Origin of the sequence: uncultured Intestinimonas sp., from assembly GCF_944387245.1 — a bacterium.
Lineage (GTDB): Bacteria > Bacillota > Clostridia > Oscillospirales > Oscillospiraceae > Intestinimonas.
The window spans coordinates 16,155-36,057 of sequence record NZ_CALXEE010000015.1; the positions used below are offsets into that span (position 1 = coordinate 16,155).

Below are 19,903 nucleotides of genomic sequence, written 5' to 3' on the forward strand. Positions count from 1 at the left end.
CTATTGTGGGGCGCGACAACCTCGGCGCGCCTTATAAAACCTTCCCCCCTCAGGGGGGAAGGTGCTCCAGTGCACACACTGGAGCGGATGAGGGGGTGGAGTGGGGTGCCGGTGCCTTACAGGCTCTTCAGCACGCCGCTCTCCTCGTTGAAGGCGTTGATGAGCTCGTCCAGGGCGTCGGCCTGGTGGTGGACGGCGTCCCAGGTGTGCTCGGTGTCGTACCAGAGGGCGTCCAGCTCCTCCACGGTGCGGCCCTGCTGCTCCACCCAGGTGTAGTATTTGAGGTTGTGGACCCGCTTCCGGGCGGGGTAGGTGAGTTCCTCCATGGCGTCGGTCCGCAGGCCCAGCATGTGGAGGTTGTGGTCCACCGCCGCCGCCTTGGCGTCGTAGGGGCCGTACTCCTCGGCCAGCTCCTGGATGCGGGAGCCGTACATGTCGGCGGAGTCGGTGAGGACGGTGAAGATGAGGTCCTTGCCGGTGAACTCGTAGTACTTGGCCATCTTGATGCAGCAGAGCACGTTGGCGATGCCGCTGATGCCCAGCCAGGACAGTTTTTGCAGGGTCTCGTCGTCCACCCCGGCCTCCTCCTTGAGGTAGCGGAGACCGGCGGGGGCGTTGAAGAGCCGCAGCAGCCGCTGGGAGTCCTCGTCGTCGATGGCGATGACCATGTCGGTATTCTTCACGTCGTGAATCCAGGGCACGTGCTTGTCGCCGATGCCCTCGATGCGGTGGCCGCCGAAACCGTTGTTGAGGAGGGTGGGGCACTGGAGGGCCTCGCCCACGGCCAGCTTCATGGTGGGGTAGATCTCCTTGAGGTAGTCGCCGCAGCCGATGGTGCCGGCGGAGCCGGAGGTGAAGCAGGCGCCCGCCATGTGGTCGCCGGGGCCTTTGAGGTGCTCAAAGACGGTGGCGATGGCGTCGCCGGTGACCTGGTAGTGCCAGAGGTGGTTGCCCATCTCCTCAAACTGGTTGAAGACCATCATGTGGGGCTGTTGCTTGAGCTCGTTGGCCTTGTCGAAGATCTCCTTTACGTTGGACTCGCAGCCGGGGGTGGCGATGACCTCGCCGGCAATGGACTTGAGCCAGTCGAAGCGCTCCCGGCTCATGCCCTCGGGGAGGATGGCCACCGAGTCCACCGCCAGCAGCTTGGAGTTGAAGGCGCCGCCCCGGCAGTAGTTGCCGGTGGAGGGCCAGACGGCGTGGTCGGCGGTGGCGTCGAACTGGCCGGTGACCAGCCGGGGCACCAGGCAGCCGTAGGCGGCCCCCACCTTGTGGCAGCCGGTGGGGAACCACTTGCCCACCAGACAGATGATGCGGGCAGGGACGCCGGTGAGGGCGGAGGGCAGCTCAATGTAGTTGGGCACTTCCTGGTAGAGGCCGCCGGAGGCCTTGGCCTCGTTCTTCCAGGTGATGCGGAAGAGGTTGAGGGGGTCCACATCCCACAGGCCCACGTGGCGCAGCCGGTCCTGGATCTTGCCGGGCACGGTCTCCGGGTGTTTCATCTGCTGATAGGTGGGGATGACCACCCCGTTCTCCCGGGCTTTCTGGATGTTCCGGGCCAGGGCGTCGGGGTGGAGGGTGAGATCGATCATGACAAAAAGCCTCCTTCGTCGTGGGCGGCCGCCAGCCGTCCCGGGTGATGTTGGTGACTCCATCATAACATACCAAGGGGAGAAATCAAGGGGAAAGGTCAAACTTTGGGCGGGCGGAAAAACATTGACAAGGAGGCGGGGCGTGGTATGATGGAGGTAAGAACGACAATGGAGAGGGGGAGACAGCCATGGGCAGACGGATTGTGGCCGCCATTGGAGGCAACGCTTTGGGGGAGGCCCTGCCGGAGCAGCGCCGGGCGGCGGAGGAGACCGCCAAAGTGCTGGCCGGACTCATCCAGGGGGGCGACCAGGTGGTGCTGGTCCACGGCAGCGGACCCCAGATCGGCCTCATCAGCGCCGCCATGACCGGCCTCTCCCGCACCGATCCCGACCACCCCATGGCCCCCTTGTCGGTGTGCACCGCCATGGCCCAGGGCTACATCGGCTACGACCTCCAGAACGCCCTGGGGGAGGAGCTCCTCCGCCGGGAGTTGCACCGGCCGGTGGTCACCCTCCTCACCCAGGTGGAGGTGGACCCGGCCGACCCCGCCTTCGACCATCCGGACAAGCCCATCGGGGCATTCCTCACCCAGGCCGAGGCCCAGGAGATGGCCCGCCGGGGGAACCCGGTGATGGAGGACGCCGGCCGGGGCTGGCGGCGGGCGGTGGCCTCTCCCCGCCCCAAGCGGGTGGTGGAGCTGGAGAGCATCCGCACCCTGCTGGACCATGGCACCGTGGTGGTGGCCGGCGGCGGAGGCGGCATCCCCGTGGCCGCCCAGGGGAACGCCCTAAAAGGGGTGGGAGCCGTGGTGGACAAGGACTTCACCGCCGCCCTGCTGGCCCGGGAGCTGGACGCCCAGGTCCTCCTCATCCTCACCGGCGTGGCCGGGGTGTCCGTCCACTACGGAAAGCCCAACCAGCGCCAGCTCACCCACATGACGGTGGCGGTGGCCCGGGAGTATCTGGCCCGGGGGGAGTTCGCCGCCGGGTCCATGGGGCCCAAGGTAGCCGCCGGGGCGGAGTTCGCCCAGTCGGGGCCGGGCCGACGCTGCGTCATCACCGATCTGGAGCATGCCGCCGATGCCCTCCGGGGCCAGGCGGGGACCAGTATCGGATAAGGATGGCGTCTCGGGATGGTACAGCCGTTCCGTAGCTCCGTAAAACCTTCCCCCTTGCAGGAGGAAGGTGTCATGGCCAATGGCCATGACGGATGAGGGCCGCAGCGTGAAGAAAATGTGCCGGTGGCACATTTTAGCGTAGGCCCGGACAGCTATGCTGGCCGGGTTTCGCCGGATAGAAGAAGAGACGCTTTCAAAGACCGTTTCTTTTTCCCTGCTGGAAAAAGAACGGTTTTTGGAATCCAAAGAAAAAGGGGCTCCCGTGTGGGTTGAGTGGTCCCAAATAGGAATCCGGCGGCCCGTCTTTACGCCCCCGTAGAGCACCAGCCCCGTCTACGGTAGACTACCTCGGTGGAACAGGGATAACCTGTGGTCCTATCCAACATTTTTTCGCCGCCTGCGTGGGTGGGTATCGGGACGTGGTGGCGTTGCCTGTATTCCCTATTCACGCTTCACTTTTCCCTCTTCCTTTTATTTGTGGGGTGCGACGACCTCGGCGCGCCAAACCACGCTCCGGGGATGGGGTAGGGGCGGATAGCATCTGCCCGCAAAAATTTTCGCTGACAGGGGAAGGCGGCGGCGGAACCGTCGTCTGAGGGTACGTTCCTGGATCATTTGCTTCCAAAGAGGGAAGGCGATTCTGCCTTTCCTCTTTCTTTTTCAGCATAATTGAGATATAATGCCCATGATAGGAGGTGTACTTTTGTGGAAATTGGAAGAAGCATCCACCGAGTGGACGCCCTGGACAAGGTGACCGGCCGGGCGAAATATACCGACGATTTCCGGGGCCAGGGGGTCCTGGTGGCCAGAATCCTCCACAGCACCATCGCCAACGGCGTGGTGAAGGACATGGACCTCACCGAGGCCCGCAAGGTGCCCGGGGTGGTGAAGATCCTCACCTGCTTTGACGTTCCCGACATTCAGTTCCCCACCCCGGGCCACCCCTGGAGCGTGGAGGCCGCCCATCAGGACGTGGCCGACCGGAAGCTGCTGGCCCGGCGGGTGCGCATCTACGGAGAGGATATTGCCGTGGTGGTGGCCGAGGACGAGATCGCCGCCGAACACGCCCTGAAGGCCATCAAGGTGACCTATGAGGAGTACCCCGTCTACACCGACCCGGAGGCGGCCATGGCCCCGGGGGCGGTGGCCATCCACGACGAGCATCCGGACAACATCCTCCGGCACACCTGCTTTGACGTCCTCACCCCGGGGGCCGGCGGGCGGGGGGTGGACGAGGTCTTTGCCGACCCGGCCTACCGCCACTTTGAGGCCCACATCGACACTCAGGCCGTCCAGCACTGCCACATCGAGAACCCGGTGTCCTACGCCTGGATGGAGGGGGAGCGCATCGTGGTGGTGTCCTCCACCCAGATCCCCCACATCGTCCGCCGGGTCATCGGACAGGCCCTGGGCATCGGCTGGGGCAAGGTGCGGGTCATCAAGCCCTACATCGGCGGCGGTTTCGGCAACAAGCAGGAGGTCCTCTACGAACCCCTCAACGCCTGGATCACCACCCAGATCGGCGGGCGGAAGGTGAAGCTGGAGCTCACCCGGGAGGAGACCTTCCAGAACACCCGCTCCCGCCACGCCATCCACTTCGACGTTAAGGCCGCCGTGGACCCGGCGTCCATGCGTCTCATGGCCCGCACCTGCCGGGCGGTGAGCAACCAGGGCGGCTACGCCTCCCACGGCCACTCCATCGTGGCCAACGCCGTCACCGGCTTCCGCCAGACCTACCCCGACGCCTTCGCCCACCGGTCCGACGCCTATACCGTCTACACCAACCTGGGCTCCACCGGCGCCATGCGGGGTTACGGCATCCCCCAGTGTAACTTCGCCGGAGAGTGCTTCATGGACGACATTGCCCGGGAAATGGGCTGGGACCCCATGGCCTTCCGGCTCAAGAACATCATGCCCCTGGGCTACGTGGACCCCACCAACGGCATCACCTGCCACTCCACGGGCCTGGCCGAGTGCATCCGCAAGGGCGCTGCGTTCATGGACTGGGACAAACTCCGGGCAGAGTATGCCAAGCCCCAGACGGGGCCGGTCCGCCGGGGCATCGGCATGGCCGTCTTTTCCTACAAGACCGGTGTGTGGCCCATCTCCCTGGAGACGGCCTCCGCCCGGGTGATCCTCAACCAGGACGGCACCGTCCAGCTCCAGCTGGGCGCCACCGAGATCGGCCAGGGCGGCGACACCGTCTTTTCCCAGATGTGCGCCCAGGCCATCGGTATCCCCACCGAGGATGTACATATCGTCTCCTTCCAGGACACCGACACCGCCCCCTTTGACACCGGCGCCTACGCCTCCCGGCAGACCTATGTCACCGGCAAGGCCATCAAGAAGGCGGGCGAGTCGTTCCGGGCCAAGGTGCTGGACTTTGCCGCCGGGCTCACCAACCTGGACCGGGGCAACCTGGACATCCGGGGCCGGGACGTGGTGAGCACGGTCAGCGGCGAGGCGGTGCTCAGTCTGGCCGACCTGGCCATGGAGGCCTTCTACTCCCTGAGCCACTGTGAGCACATCACCGCCGAGGAGACCGTCCAGTGCAAGAACAACACCTTCGCCTTCGGCGCCTGCTTCGCCGAGGTGGAGGTGGATATCCCCGTGGGCAAGATCAAGGTGCTACGCATCGTCAACGTCCACGATTCGGGCAGGCTCATCAACCCCAAGCTGGCCGAGGCCCAGGTCCACGGCGGCATGAGCATGGGCCTGGGCTACGCCCTCAGCGAGGAAATGAAGTACGACGACAAGGGCCGTCTCCTCAACGGCAACCTCTTGGACTACAAGCTGCCCACCGCCATGGACCACCCGGAGCTCCACGCCCTCTTTGTGGAGACCGACGACCCCTCCGGCCCCTTCGGCAACAAGGCCCTGGGGGAGCCACCCGCCATCCCGGTGGCGGGCGCCGTCCGGAACGCCGTCCTCCAGGCCACCGGCGTGGCCATCCACCGGCTGCCCATGAATCCCCAGCGCATGGTGGAGGCCTTCACCGAAGCCGGACTCATCGAAAAGGGGGAATGAGCCATGTATGATCTTACATCCATCTACCGGGCGGCGTCGGTGGCCGACGCCATTGCCGCCCTGGAGCGTGACCCCCAGGCGGTGGTCATCGCCGGGGGCTCCGACGTACTCATCAAGATCCGGGAGGGCAAGCTGGCGGGCTGCCGGCTGGTGTCCATCCACGGCCTGGACGCCGAATTGGCCGGGGTCAAGGTCCAGGACAGCGGCGATCTGGACATCGGACCCCTCACCACCTTCCACAATGTGACCTTCGATCCCCTCATCCGGACCCACGTCCCCGTGCTGGGGGAGGCCGCCGACATGGCTGGCGGGCCCCAGCTCCGGGCGGTGGGCACCATCGGCGGCAACGTGTGTAACGGCGTCACCTCCGCCGACACCGCCTCCACCCTCATGGCCTTCGGCGCGCAGATGCACGTTCAGGGTCCCGACGGCTGGCGGGTGGTACCCATTGACGACTGGTACAAGGGGGTGGGCAAGGTGGATCTGCGGCCCGCCGAGCTCCTGTGCCGCATCGTCATCCCCAAGGCCAACTTCGAGGGCTGGACCGGCCACTACATCAAATACGCCCAGCGCAACGCCATGGACATCGCCACCCTGGGGGTGAGCTGCCTGGTGAAGCTGTCGGCGGATAAGACCGTCTGCGAGGACGTGCGCCTGGCCTTCGGCGTGGCGGCACCCACGCCCATCCGCTCCCACACCGCCGAGGACGGGGTCCGGGGCCTGACCGTGGCCCAGGCGGCGGAGCAGATCGGGGACCTGGCCCTCCAGGACATCAATCCCCGGACCAGCTGGCGGGCCTCCAAGGAGTTCCGGGTCCAGCTGGTGAAGGAGCTCTCCGGCCGCGCCCTCCTGGAGGCGGCCCGGAAGGGAGGTGCTCAGGTATGATGGAAATTCTGCACTGTACCGTCAACGGCAAGCCGGTGGAGGTGGGCTACGACCTGCGGGAGTCCCTGCTGGACACCCTTCGGGACCGGCTGGGCCTCACCAGCGTGAAGCGGGGCTGCGAGGTGGGGGAGTGCGGCGCCTGCACCGTCCTGGTGGACGGGGTGGCCATCGACTCCTGCATCTACCTCACCGCCTGGTGCGAGGGCAAGCACATCCTCACCGTGGAGGGTCTCCAGGGTGAGAACGGCGAGCTCAACCCCATCCAGAAGGCCTTCATCGAGGAGGCCGCCGTCCAGTGCGGCTTCTGCACCCCCGGCATTATCATGTCGGCGGTGGAGATCGTGGGCTCGGGCAAGCAGTACACCCGGGAGGAGCTGCGCAAGCTCATCTCGGGACATCTGTGCCGCTGCACCGGCTACCAGAACATCCTCAACGCCGTAGAGCGGGCAGTCGACGAGTGCCACAAGATTGTGGGTAAGTAACCTACTTTTTCTTGCCCTACTTTTCCTTGAAAGAAAAAGTAGGCAAAAAGAACTTTGGTACCGCTCTGTACCCGGTGCGTATCCGGCGTCTGCGCCCGGTCACGGGAGGAAGGGCGGAGATGAAGCGGTAAAAAAACTTTGAGCACCATAGGATAAAATCAGCGGGCGCTGCCGACCGGCAGCGCCCGTATTTTTACGACCTTCCCCCCACAGGGGGGAAGGTGCCCCAGTGCGCACACTGGGGCGGATGAGGGGGCGTTGGATAGAGGCAAAAGGGAGATTTTCTACCCTGCCCACCCTCATCCGTCATTTGCTTCGCAAATGCCACCTTCCCCCTGGAAGGGGGAAGGTTTTATGGGTGCGCCGAGTCGTCGCGCCCCACGAACAAAACAGTCCCGTTTCAGTGCGGCGGGCGGGTACGATCCGCCCCTACTCACATCACAAGGACAATCTGCCGCCCGCAAACAAAAAAACCGCCCCGGACCAGCGGTCCGGGGCGGCATAAGGTCCCTTTCTGACAGTGGGCCTGAACTCAGGCGGTCATGTCCTTCAGGTCCTCGGCCACGGTGAAGTCGGCCTCGGTAGCGGCCTTGACGTCGTCCACGGTGAACTCGGGGTTGATCTCGGTCATGACGAGGCCGTTCTCAGTGACCTCCATCACGCACATCTCAGTGATGATCTTGGTGATGCAGTGCACGGCGGTGTAGGGCAGGGTGCACTTCTTCAGAATCTTGGGCTTGCCCTTGGCGGTGTGCTCCATGGCCACAATGACGGTCTTGGCGCCCACCAGCAGATCCATGGCGCCGCCCATGCCGGGCATCTTCTTGCCGGGGATGATCCAGTTGGACAGAGAGCCCTCCTGGTCCACTTCCAGGCCGCCCAGGATGGTGGCGTTGACGTGACCGCCGCGGATGAAGCCGAAGGAGGTGGCGGAGTCGATGTAGCAGCCGAACTTGGCGGCCTGGGCGGGAGCGCCGCCGGCGTCGGTCTTGTAGGAGGGCTCAGCGTCGTCGGCGGTGGGCTTGGCGCCGGTGCCGATGATGCCGTTCTCGGACTGGAGGACCACATGCACGCCCTCAGGCAGATAAGCGGGGACCATGGTGGGCAGGCCGATGCCCAGGTTCACCACGTCGCCGTCCTTGAGCTCCTTGGCCACGCGCTTGGCAATGAAGCCTTTGATCTCAGACTTTTCCATTACAGCTTCCCTCCATCCACGATGTAGTTGACGAAAGCGCCGGAGGTGACGACGTTTTCGGGGGCGATGTCACCGATCTCCACCAGGTTGTCGGCCTCGGCGATGACCAGGTCGGCGGCGGTGGCCATAACGGTGTTGAAGTTACGGGTGGTGCCCTTGTACCACATGTTGCCGAACTTGTCGATCATGTGGGCGTTGACCACGGCCACGTCGGCGTGGACGGGCTTCATGAGCAGGTAGTCCTTGCCGTCGATGGTCTGCTTGCCCAGGCAGAAGGGGGAGTCCTCCACGATGGTGCCCACACCGGTGGGGGTGAGCACGCCGCCCAGGCCGGCGCCGGCGGCGCGGATCATCTCAGCCAGGGAGCCCTGGGGGATGAGGTCGACGGTGAGGGTCTTGTCCACCATGCTCTGGGTGGCCACGTCGGGGGTCATACCCACGTGGGTCGCGATGACGTGCTTGACCTGATGATTGTGGACCAGTTTGGCCATGCCGTAAAACTCTTCGCCATTGGGGCCGGTCGCCATGCCGCAGTCGTTGCCGATGATAGTAAAGTCCTTCTTGCCGCTGTTGGCCAGGGCTTCGATGATGTGATGGGCGCTGCCGCAGCCCAGGAAGCCGCCAAACATGATGGTTGCCCCGTCGGGGATCATGGCTACGGCTTCCTCCACGGAAATAATTTTAGCCACTGTTCGTTCCCTCCTAATAATAATGGCAGGTAGTCCCGGCAGGGGACCCACGTTCCTGTCGGTACTATGATGCTCACTCGTATTCTAGCACTTTTTCCAGGCGGTGGCAACACCTATGCCCCCGCCAAAACCCAAAATACCGGGGTGATTTTTCATAAAAATACCCGTAAAAAGGGGCGGGATCTTTTGGAAAGATCCCGCCCGGAATTGTGATGGGGAAATACGCGTCCCCGTCCCATTGAGACGGCACATTGTCCGCCTGTGACGGACTCAGACCCGATTGCTCCTGCGCCAGATGCCCATCTTTTCGGCGTCCTGAATGAGCTGCTCCCGGAAATCCGGGTGGGCGATGGAGATGATCTTCTCCGCCCGCTCCCAGGTGGTGGTCCCCTTCAGGTTCACCATGCCGTACTCTGTGACCAGGTAGTGGATGGTGGACCGGGGATCGGTGGCGATGGTGCCGGGGGTCAGGGTGGGCACGATGCGGCTCTTCAGGCTACCGTCCTTACCGGCGACGGTGGAGGACATGCAGATGAAGCTCTTGCCGCCCTTGGAGAGGTAGGCCCCCATGACGAAATCCAGCTGACCGCCGGTGCCGGAGATGTGCTTGATGCCGGCGCTCTCGGCGTTGACCTGACCGAAGAGGTCCAGGTCAATGGCGTTGTTGATGGAGATGAAGTTGTCCAGCTGGGCGATGACCCGCACGTCGTTGGTGTAGTCCACCGGGGCGCCCAGCACCTCCGGGTTGCGGTCGATGTAGTCGTAGAGCTTCTGGGTGCCGGCGGCAAAGGCGTACACCTGCCGTCCCTTGTCCAGGTTCTTGCGGGCGCCGGTAATCTTGCCCGCTTTGGCGATGTCCACGAAGGCATCCACGTACATCTCGGTGTGGACGCCCAGATCCTTCAGGTCGGACTGGGCGATCATGGCGCCGATGGTGTTGGGCATGCCGCCGATGCCCAGCTGGAGACAGGCCCCGTTGGGGATCTCCGGCACGATGAGCTCGGCCACGGCCCGGTCCACGTCGGTGGGGGCGCCGCCGGCGCCCAGCTGGGCCACCGGCGGGTTCTCACCCTCCACCACCATGTCCACGTCCTTGATGTTGATCTCGCTGCCCGTGAGGCCGATGCCCCAGGGCAGATTCTTGTTGACCTCCACGATGACCACTTTGGCCTTGGCCAGCATGTCAGCGATATGGGAGGTCACCAGCCCGAAGTTGAAGTTGCCGTGGGCGTCCATGGGTGTGACCTGGAGCATGGCCACGTCCACCTGGAGGTCCTCCCGGTAGAAGCGGGGCAGCTCGGAGTAGCGCATGGGGCTGAAGTAGCCCATGCCCTTGGCCACGATCTTGCGGTCAATGCCGCTCATATGCCAGGAATTCCAGACGAAGTGCTCAGGAGCATCTTCCGCCTTTGCGATCTCCGGCATCCACATGGTGACGCCGCCCCGGACCTTCACATCCGTAAGCTCGTCCTTGCGTTCCGCCAGGGCCTTGTCCAGAGCCACGGGATGGTTGGTACACCACCCATAGTCCACCCAGTCCCCGGACTTGACCACCTTCACCGCCTCGGCGGCGGTGGTCAGCTTCTCTTCATACAGCTTTTGATAATCCATGGGTCACCTCTGCTCAGGTCGGCCCGCGGCAATCAGCACTTCTCGAAGATGGTGGCAACGCCCATGCCGCCGCCGATGCACAGGGTGGCAAGGCCCTTCTTGGCCTCGGGGCGCTTGGCCATCTCGTGGAGCAGGGTGACGATGATGCGGGCGCCGGAGCAGCCGATGGGGTGGCCGATGGCGATGGCGCCGCCGTTCACATTCAGCTTGCTCAGGTCGAAGCCCAGCTCACGGCCCACGGCCACGGACTGAGCGGCAAAGGCCTCGTTGGCCTCGATGAGGTCGATGTCGTCGATGGTCACGCCGGCCTTGGCCATGGCGTTGCGGGAGGCGGGCACGGGGCCCACGCCCATGATCTTGGGATCGACGCCGCCCTGGCCCCAGCCGATGAGCTTGGCCATGGGCTTCAGGCCGTACTTCTCCACGGCCTCGCCGGAGGCCACGATGATGGCGGCGGCGCCGTCGTTCAGGCCGGAGGCGTTGGCGGCGGTGACGCGCTGGACGTGCTTGCGGGCATCGGCCTCATGGATCTGGGTGGGCTGGAAAGTGTGGACAACCTGGTCCACCACGCCCTCGGGACCCACGGGGAAGGCGCCCTTCAGCTTGGCCACGGACTCGGCGGTGGTGCCGGCCTTGGGGTACTCGTCCACCTTGAACTCCACCATTTCCTTCTTCTTCTTGACCATCACCGGGACGATCTCGTCGTTGAAGCGACCGGACTCGATGGCGGCGCAGGCCTTCTGCTGGGAGGCGGCGGCGAACTCGTCCAGCTCCTGACGGGTGATGCCCCAGATGTCGCAGATGTTCTCAGCGGTGGTGCCCATGTGATAGTTGTTATAGGCGTCCCACAGGCCGTCCTTGATCATGGTGTCGACGACCTTCTTGTCGCCCATGCGGGCGCCCCAGCGCTCGTCGGGGAGGGCGAAGGGAGCCTGAGACATGCTCTCGGTGCCGCCGGCCACGATGATGTCGGCGTCGCCGCAGATGATGGCGCGGGCGGCCTCCATGACGGACTTCATGCCGGAGCCGCAGACCATGTTAACGGTAAAGGCGGGAACGCTGTAGGGGATACCGGCCTTCACAGTGACCTGACGAGCGATGTTCTGGCCCAGGCCAGCGGTGAGCACGCCGCCGAAGATGACTTCGTCCACGTTCTCAGGAGCCACATTGGCGCGCTTGAGGGCTTCCTTTACGACAACGGCGCCCATATCCACGGCGGGGGTGTCCTTCAGGCTTCCGCCGAAAGAGCCAACAGCGGTGCGGCAGCAATTTACAATGTAGACATCTCTCATGGGTATCTGACCTCCAATTAAGTAAATTTTTTAGAGCTTGTGCTTTCCCATCCACTTGCTTCTGGGGAGTATTATATATGATTGTCCCCAAAAATGCAACCGCGAGGTGAGGGGAACCTCACAAATAAGTGCGCGATCACTGTATTTTCTCCCATTTTAAAAATCCGGAGGCGAAGTTGTTCTGGTGAGCGGAACATGCGTTTGTAGAGAAGTTCCGATTGTCTTGTGAACAGAATGAGTGGTCCTACCAATTGAAAAAAGGACCCCGACCTGATGGGCCGGGGTCCGGAGGGGGATGGGATACGTTCTGTGCTCAGGGGGTGGTGGGGGGAGGCGCGGCGGGGGCGGCGTAGTCCTCCACCAGCCTGGTGGCCAGCTTCAGGGGGTCCTCCCCCTTCTTGAGCCGGAGGGCCAGGTGGGGCTTTTCCCCGGCGGAGAAGAGGAGGCGGCCCCGGTAGGCCTGGCCGCCGCAGAGGGAGGAGACCTTCTGAAAGTCCACCTGGGAGAGGACGAAGAGGAGGCGCTCCCCCTTCTGGGCGATCTCGGAGATGCCGCACGCGGCGGCGGCGGCGCGGAGGAGGGCCACCGAGATGAGGTTGTTGACGGTGCGGGGCGGGTCGCCGTAGCGGTCGATGAGCTCATCCACCAGGTCGTCGGCGTCGTGCTCGCTGCGGATGCGGGCAATCCGGCGATAGAGGTCCATGCGCTGCTCGGGGGAGGGGACGTATTTGTCGGGGATGGAGGCGGCCACGGTCAGGTCGGCGGAGCACTCGGCGGGGAGCTGGGCGGTCTCGCCCTTCTCCTCCAGCACCGCCTCCTCCAGCAGCTTGAGGTACATGTCGTAGCCCACGCTCACCAGGAAGCCGGACTGCTCGGGGCCCAGCACGTTGCCGGCCCCCCGGATCTCCAGGTCCCGCATGGCGATCTTGAAGCCGGAGCCGAATTCGGCGAACTCCCGGATGGCGGCCAGGCGCTTGGTCTGGACCTCGGTGAGCACCTTGCCCTTCCGGTAGGTCATATAGGCAAAAGCCCGCCGGGCCGACCGGCCCACCCGCCCACGGAGCTGGTGGAGCTGGGAGAGGCCCATCCTGTCGGCGTCCTCGATGATGAGGGTGTTGGCGTTGGGGATGTCGATGCCCGTCTCGATGATGGTGGTGCATACCAGGATGTCCACCTCGCCGTCGGTCATTTGACTCATGACGTCGTTGATGGCCTCCTGGGTCATCTTGCCGTGGGCCACCGCCACCCGGGCGTCGGGCAGCATGGCCTGGATGCGTCCGGCGGTGCGGTCGATGGTCTCCACCCGGTTGTGGAGGTAGTAGACCTGGCCGCCCCGCTCCAGCTCCCGGCTCATGGCGTCCCGGAGCACCGACCAGTCGTGCTCCAGCACGTAGGTCTGCACCGGCTGCCGGTCCTGGGGGGGCTCCTCCAGGGTGGACATGTCCCGTATGCCCGAGAGGGCCATGTTGAGGGTGCGGGGAATGGGGGTGGCCGAGAGGGTGAGCACGTCCACCTGCTTGGAGAGCTCCTTGAGCTTCTCCTTGTGGGCCACGCCGAAGCGCTGCTCCTCGTCCACCACCAGCAGCCCCAGGTCCTTGAATTGGACGTCCTTGTTGAAAAGGCGGTGGGTGCCGATGAGGAGGTCCACCTTGCCCGCCCGCAGGTCCATGAGGGTCTGGCGCATCTGGGCCGGGGTGCGGAAGCGGGAGACCACGTCGATCTCCACGGGGAACTTGGCGAACCGCCGCCGGGCGGAGAGGTAGTGCTGCCGGGCCAGGACGGTGGTGGGGGCCAGAATGGCGGCCTGCTTGCCGTCCAGGACGCACTTCATGATGGCCCGGAAGGCCACCTCGGTCTTGCCGTAGCCCACGTCGCCGCAGAGGAGCCGGTCCATGGGCTTGGGCGTCTCCATGTCCCGCTTGATGTCCTGGATGCACCGGAGCTGGTCGTCGGTCTCGGTGTACTCGAACTGGTCCTCAAACTCCCGCATCCAGGGGGAGTCGGGGGCGAAGGCGTAGCCGGGCAGCCGCTCCCGCTGGGCGTAGAGCTGGATGAGGCCCTTGGCCAGGTCCTGGACCGCCTTTTTGGCCCGGGTCTTGGTCTTTTCCCAGTCGGTGCCCCCCAGCTTGTTAAGCTTTTTGTGCTCGGTGTCGTCGCCGGAACCGACATACTTGCTCACCAGGTCCAGCTGGGTGGCGGGGACGTAGAGGGTGTCGGAGCCGGCATAGGCGATTTTGACATAGTCCTTCTGCACCCCGTCGGTGCTCATCTTGACCATGCCCACGTAGCGGCCTATGCCGTGGTGCTCGTGGACCACCAGGTCGCCGGGAGAGAGGTCGGCGTAGGAGGCCAGCTTCTGGCGGCTGGAGTCCTTCTTGGACCGGACCTTCCGGGCGGGGACGGCCCGGCCCTCGGTGAGCACCGCGGCGGCGGCGCCGGGGTACTCGAAGCCGGCGGAGAGGCCACCCAGGCAGATGACGGCCTTGCCGGGGCCGGGGAGCTCATGGAGCTGGAAGTCCACGGCGGTGCGGACCTTCTTCTCCCGGAGCATGGCCTGGAGGTCCAGGCACCGGCGCTCGGCGGAGGCCAGCACCACGGTGGCAAAGCCCGCCCGCTGGTAGTGCTCCAGGTCGGCGGCGGCGGTCTCCAGGCTGGCGCCGTAGGAGGGGAGCTGCTTGGTGAGCACGTCCAGCAGGGATTTGGGCCGCAGGGGGTAGGTGTTGGAGGTGAAGGTGTCCAGAAAGACCACCGGATAGTCGGAGAGCCGGGCCATCAGCTCCTCAAAGGTGCGGACAAACCGGGCGATCTGTCCCGCCACCAGCCCCGACTCCAACAGGGTCTTGACGTCCTCCTCCATGCGCCAGAGGTAGTTCCGGGCCCGCTCCGCCACCCGGGGGCTCTCGGCAAGGCACACCACTGCGTCCTCGGGCAGGTAGTCCGCCGCCGTGGCCAGCTCGGGGTAGATGAGGGCCAGATAGCGGTCCATGGCGGGGAAGGAGAGACCCTGGGAGAGCCGCTCCCGGTCCTGGGAGAGGGTGGTGAGGAGGGTGGCGTGGTCTCCCTTGGAGCCCTTTACCTGGGAAATGAGGCCGTCCATGGCCTCGGTGAGGCCCACGTAGCCGCCGGGGGAGAGCTGGGGCAGCACCTCGGCCACCGGCAGGATGTCGCAGACCTGGCGGTTCTCCACCCGGCGCTGGGAGGCGGGGTCGAAGGTGCCCATGGCGTTGATCTCGTCCCCAAAGAACTCGCAGCGAACAGGCTCGGCGCAGGCGGGGGAGAAGAGGTCCAGGATGCCGCCCCGGAGGGCGAACTGGCCCACGCCCTCCACCTGGTCGCAGCGGACGTAGCCGGCGGCGGTGAGGGTCTCGGCCAGCTCATTGAGGTCGTGGACCTCACCCACCCGCAGGGTGTAGACGGTCTGGAGGAGGAGGTGTTTGGGCAGGGTCCGCTGGAGGAGGGCCTCCGGGGTGGTGACCACCAGGGGCGGCTCGTCCTGGGCCAGGGTGCGGAGAGCGGCCAGGCGCCGGTGCTCCCACTGACGGGAGACCACGGCGGCGTCGTGGAAGGTGAACTCCCGGCTGGGCAGGGTGAGGACGGCCTCGCCGGTGAAGGCGTGGAGGTCCTCGGCCAGGCGCTGGGCCTCCCCCTCGTCGGGGCACACCACCACCACCGGCCGGCCGGCCTTGACCCGGAGCCCGGCGGCAAAATGGGCGCGGTGGACCGCCGCCAGGCCGGACACGGCCGCCGGGCAGGCGCCCGAGTCCAGGGCGGTGAGCAGGGAGCCGAATTCCGGCACCCGGTCCAGGATGTGGAGAAGCTCTTTCATACGGTGCTCCTTTGGCGGTGGGTGGTGGGGATAAAGATGGAGTATGGGTGGCTATCATCCGCCCAATAAGCCTTCCCCTGGGGGAAGGTGGCTGGCCGGAGGCCAGACGGATGAGGGGGAGCCTTGCCGCGTGGTGTTACATCTCGTTTCTTTATCTTTCTGTGACGTGAAAGGACGGGAGAGACGGTCAAAGACCGTTTCTTTTTCCCTGCCGGAAAAAGAACGGTTTTTGGAATCCAAAGAAAAAGGGGCTACCGAGCGGGTTAGGTGATTCCAAATAGGAATCCGGCGGCCCGCCTTTACGCCCCGTAGAGGACCAGCACCGTCCAAGGGAGACTCCGCCGGCGGAACAGGGACAAGCCGTGGTCCTATCCCAACTTTTTTCGCCGCCTGCGTAGGTGGGGGTCGGGACGTGGTGGCGCTGCCTGATGTTACCTCTATCGTAGGGCGTGGCAATCGGAGGCCCCGGGGGGTACATCCAATAGGGGGGCCGTCAGGCCGGGGTGAGCGGTACGGACTTTGCCCCGACGACGTCGCGCCCCACAAATCAAGTGGTTCCGAGCTGCCACGTCGGGCGGCTGATAGCCGCCCCTACACAAAACGGTGCAAGTCAGGACGTAGGGGCGGAGACCATCCGCCCGGGCCGGGCGGTCTTACCCGTTATATTGGTTCATGGCCTTGTCCACGCCCTCCCGGATGAGACACTCGGCGGCGTCGGCGGCCTTTTTGACCGCCTCCTCCACCGCCTTCTTGTCCTCGCCCTGGAACTTGCCCAGGACCCAGTCGGCCATGTCGTAGTCGGGGTGGGGCTTCTGGCCCACCCCCAGCCGGATGCGGGGGAACTGGTCGGTGCCCAGGTGGGCGATGATGTTCTTGAGGCCGTTGTGGCCGCCGGCGGAGCCGGACCGGCGCACCCGGATCTTGCCGGGGGCCAGGGACACCTCATCGGAGATCACCAGCACGTGCTCCGGGGGGATCTTGTAGAAGGCGGCGGCCTCATGGACGGCCTCGCCGGACAGGTTCATATAGGTCACCGGCTTCATGAGCAGGACCTTCTGGTCCCCCACGGTGATGGTGTTGGTGAGGGCCCGGAACTTCAGGCGCTGGACGGGGACGTTGTGTCGCTCGGCCAGCTCGTCGGCCACCATAAAGCCTACGTTGTGGCGGGTGTTTTCATACTGGTCTCCGGGGTTGCCCAGGCACACCAGCAGCCAGTCCACGCCGCCGCTCTTTTTGTTGAAAAGCATAGTACACCTCGCAGGGCCGCCAACCGAAAAAAGACGGCAAACGGCCAAAGGGGGCAGAGCCTTGGCTCTGCCCCTAAAGTCTTTGGTAAAGTCTCTGTTTGACGGCATCGGTTCCCCTCGGCCCATGGGTCACAGGGGGCCGCAGTCGGAAGGATGGATCAGTTGAAGAGCTTGGAGACGGAGATCTCCTCATAGATGCGCTCGATGGCCTCGGCAAACATCTCAGCCACGGAGAGATACTTGATCTTAGCACAATTCACGTCCGGACGGGCGGGAATGGTGTCGAGGAAGATGACCTCGTCCAGGACGCTGTCCTGGATGCGCTGGATGGCGGGGCCGGAGAGGACGCCGTGGGAGGCGCAGGCGGTGACGGACTTGGCGCCGCCGATCTCCACCAGGGCCTTGGCGGCGCCGCAGAGGGACCCGCCGGTGTCCACCATGTCGTCCAGGAGGATGACCCGCTTGTCGCGGACGTCGCCGATGATGTTCATGACCTCGGAGGAGTTGGCCTTCTGGCGGCGCTTATCCACGATGGCCAGAGGCATATCCAGCTTCTGGGCGAAGGCGCGGGCCCGGGCCACGGAGCCCACGTCGGGGGAGACCACCATAACCTCATCGTGGCAGTCCTTGTACTTCTCGATGAAGTGGTGGACGAAGATGGGGGAGCCCAGCAGATTGTCCACGGGGATGTCGAAGAAGCCCTGGATCTGGTTGGCGTGGAGGTCCATGGTCAGCACCCGGTCGGCGCCGGCGCGGGTGATGAGGTTGGCCACCAGCTTGGCGGAGATGGGGTCGCGGGGCTTGGTCTTGCGGTCCTGACGGGCGTAGCCGAAGTAGGGGACCACGGCGGTGATCCGGCCGGCGGAGGCCCGCTTCATGGCGTCGATCATGATGAGGAGCTCCATCAGATTGTCGTTGACCGGGGAGCAGGTGGACTGGACCACGAAAACGTCGGAGCCGCGGACGGTCTCGTAGATGGACACGGACTTCTCGCCGTCGGAGAAGGTGCCCACCTCGGCGTTGCCCAGCTGGGTGCCCAGCTTCTTGCAGATGTCCAGCGCCAGCTTGGGGTTGGAGTTGCCAGCGAAGATCTTGATGTCCTTGCCGTGTGCGATCATTTCAGCATCCCTCACAAAATGTTATTTTTTCTTTCCTTTATGTCGCATTCACAGGCCCACGCCTGGATGTCACTTACTTTTTGCCCTTGGCCCGGCGGCGCTTGGCCGCCCACTGGACCTTGATGGTCTGGGGAGAGCGGGCGATGCACAGGCTGTCCGCCGGCACATCCTCGGTAACGGTGCTGCCCGCCGCCGTGTAGGCGCCGTCCCCGATCTTCACCGGGGCCACCAGGTTGGTGTTGCAGCCGATGAAGGCGTTGTCCCCGATGGTGGTGCGGAACTTGGCGGTGCCGTCGTAGTTCACCGTCACCGTGCCGCAGCCGAAGTTGATGTGGGACCCGGCGTCGGTGTCCCCCACATAGGTGAGGTGGGAGATCTTGGTGCCGTCGCCGATGGTGGAGTTCTTGAGCTCCACGAAGTCGCCCACCTTCACGTCCTTGCCCACGTGGCAGTTGGGCCGCACGTAGGCGAAGGGCCCCACGGTGGTGCCGTCGTCCACGGTGGACTCGTTGAGCTGGGAGGCGTTCACCGTCACCCGGTTTCCGATGACGCAGTCCCGGATCATGGTGTTGGGGCCGATCTCACAGCCCGCGCCGATGACGGTCTCCCCCCGCAGGATGGTGCCGGGGAGGATGACGGTGCCGCCGCCCACCTTGACCCGGGGGCCGATATAGGCCTGCTCCTTGTCGATGAAACGGACGGGGGCGGCGGAGAATTCGCCGCACAGCCGCTCCACCGAGGCGTGGCGGGCGAAGTACTGGGCGCTGTCCCAGACGGGGGTGGGGCGGTCCAGGGGCAAAAGCCCCTTATAGGTGCCGGGGGTGACGCCGAAGGCGCCGCCCTGGGCCCGGACGGCGGTCAGGAAGTCGCCGCCCTCCTCCATGGCGGAGCGGAGGGCCTGGGCGTCCATGGTGTAGGCGCCGGCGTCCTCACCCCGGGGCAGGCCCTCCCCGAAGCGGCCGGTGAGCCGGCCAGCCCCCTGGTCGTCCAGAAAGACGGGGCGGGTAAAGACCAGCACGGAGCCCTCCAGATCGGAGAGAAAGGCGGACAGGCGCCCGGCGGCGTCGCCGGCGCCCTCGGTGACGAATTGCGTCCCGGCGGGGAAGCAGGCTTCTGCGGCGGCCTGGTCGTCGCCGTGGCAGACCACCAGGAAACGCTCCACGCCGGCGCGCTCCAGCGCCGCCGACAGCCAGGTACAGGCCGGGTCAAAGAGAATGTCTTGCAGCATGAGGGAGGGGGTGTCGTCCTCCCGGGGCAGGAACACGATGGCTCCCATAGATCCCATAAGAAAAGCCTCCAGAAAAGAGTTCGGATCAGGGCGGTCCGGCACGCCGTCCGCCCGCGCGTGAACATTATATCAGATTGGTATGTGTTTTGCACTCCTAACCGCAAATTTTTTCGCGGAAGGGCGATTGGTAGTACCAAAACAGACCAAAACACGGGGTTTTCCGTCAAAATGCCGGAAAAATGGGGGATAAAAGGGGGTATGGGCGCTTTCACATCCGACCTGCGCCGCAGCAAAGGCAATCCCAGGCAGCGCCACCACGTCCCGATACCCACCCACGCAGGCGGCGAAAAAATGTTGGATAGGACCACAGCTTTTCTCTGTTCCACCGACGGAGTCACCTGTGGACGGTGCCGGTCCTCTACGGGGGCGTAAAGACGGGTCGCCGGATTCCTATTTGGAGCCACTCAACCCCCACGGGAGCCCCTTTTTCTTTGGATTCCCAAAACCATTCTTTTTCCAGCAGGGAAAAAGAAATGGGTTTTGAACGGTCCTTGTGGGACCACTTAACGCCCCCCTCATCCGTCATGGCCGTC

13 protein-coding genes are annotated in these 19,903 nt (G+C 64.8%); 4 read left to right on the forward strand and 9 right to left on the reverse strand.

The window, feature by feature from the left end; genetic code table 11:
- Positions 1-116: 116 nt before the first annotated feature.
- Entirely contained in the window at positions 117-1,592 is a 1,476-nt protein-coding gene (locus Q0K15_RS03730) for a pyridoxal-phosphate dependent enzyme (protein ID WP_294512353.1), read from the reverse strand.
- A gap of 188 nt (positions 1,593-1,780) precedes the next feature.
- Between Q0K15_RS03730 and arcC the strand changes: the two genes are divergently transcribed.
- From arcC to xdhC, 4 genes are all read left to right on the forward strand, one after another.
- The gene (arcC, locus tag Q0K15_RS03735) at positions 1,781-2,710 is read left to right on the forward strand and encodes a carbamate kinase (RefSeq protein WP_294512356.1); all 930 of its coding nucleotides are present in this window, start codon (positions 1,781-1,783) and stop codon (positions 2,708-2,710) included.
- A gap of 705 nt (positions 2,711-3,415) precedes the next feature.
- Complete coding sequence (gene xdhA / locus Q0K15_RS03740) at positions 3,416-5,737, forward strand: xanthine dehydrogenase subunit XdhA (protein ID WP_294512360.1); 2,322 nt, start codon at positions 3,416-3,418, stop codon at positions 5,735-5,737.
- Between the two features lie 3 nt (positions 5,738-5,740).
- Positions 5,741-6,622 carry a xanthine dehydrogenase subunit XdhB gene (xdhB, locus tag Q0K15_RS03745; RefSeq protein ID WP_294512363.1) on the forward strand — a complete coding sequence of 294 codons (882 nt, stop codon included), beginning with the start codon at positions 5,741-5,743 and terminating at the stop codon, positions 6,620-6,622.
- Positions 6,619-7,104: a xanthine dehydrogenase subunit XdhC gene (xdhC, locus tag Q0K15_RS03750; protein ID WP_294512366.1), complete on the forward strand. Its 486-nt coding sequence runs from the start codon at positions 6,619-6,621 to the stop codon at positions 7,102-7,104. The genes xdhB and xdhC overlap by 4 nt, the downstream gene beginning before the upstream one ends.
- A gap of 532 nt (positions 7,105-7,636) precedes the next feature.
- On the opposite strand, the gene Q0K15_RS03755 is transcribed toward xdhC, so the two are convergent.
- The 8 genes from Q0K15_RS03755 to Q0K15_RS03790 form a co-directional block, all read right to left on the reverse strand.
- A complete protein-coding gene (locus Q0K15_RS03755; protein ID WP_294512369.1) occupies positions 7,637-8,299 on the reverse strand; it encodes a 3-oxoacid CoA-transferase subunit B in 663 nt (220 codons plus the stop codon).
- Positions 8,299-8,988 carry a 3-oxoacid CoA-transferase subunit A gene (locus Q0K15_RS03760; protein ID WP_227604464.1) on the reverse strand — a complete coding sequence of 230 codons (690 nt, stop codon included), beginning with the start codon at positions 8,986-8,988 and terminating at the stop codon, positions 8,299-8,301. Before Q0K15_RS03760 ends, Q0K15_RS03755 begins: the two co-directional genes overlap by 1 nt.
- A gap of 270 nt (positions 8,989-9,258) precedes the next feature.
- Entirely contained in the window at positions 9,259-10,599 is a 1,341-nt protein-coding gene (locus Q0K15_RS03765; RefSeq protein ID WP_294512376.1) for a butyryl-CoA:acetate CoA-transferase, read from the reverse strand.
- A gap of 32 nt (positions 10,600-10,631) precedes the next feature.
- Positions 10,632-11,891, reverse strand: coding sequence for an acetyl-CoA C-acetyltransferase (locus tag Q0K15_RS03770; RefSeq protein WP_294512379.1), 1,260 nt, complete (start codon positions 11,889-11,891; stop codon positions 10,632-10,634).
- 313 nt (positions 11,892-12,204) lie between these two features.
- Positions 12,205-15,717 (reverse strand): transcription-repair coupling factor, encoded by a 3,513-nt coding sequence (mfd, locus tag Q0K15_RS03775; RefSeq protein WP_294512383.1) that lies wholly within the window; start codon positions 15,715-15,717, stop codon positions 12,205-12,207.
- 653 nt (positions 15,718-16,370) lie between these two features.
- Entirely contained in the window at positions 16,371-16,964 is a 594-nt protein-coding gene (gene pth, locus Q0K15_RS03780; RefSeq protein WP_294512386.1) for an aminoacyl-tRNA hydrolase, read from the reverse strand.
- A 158-nt stretch (positions 16,965-17,122) separates the two neighbouring features.
- Positions 17,123-18,082, reverse strand: coding sequence for a ribose-phosphate pyrophosphokinase (locus tag Q0K15_RS03785; RefSeq protein ID WP_294512389.1), 960 nt, complete (start codon positions 18,080-18,082; stop codon positions 17,123-17,125).
- A 73-nt stretch (positions 18,083-18,155) separates the two neighbouring features.
- Positions 18,156-19,367: a DapH/DapD/GlmU-related protein gene (locus tag Q0K15_RS03790; protein ID WP_294512392.1), complete on the reverse strand. Its 1,212-nt coding sequence runs from the start codon at positions 19,365-19,367 to the stop codon at positions 18,156-18,158.
- Positions 19,368-19,903 lie beyond the last annotated feature (536 nt).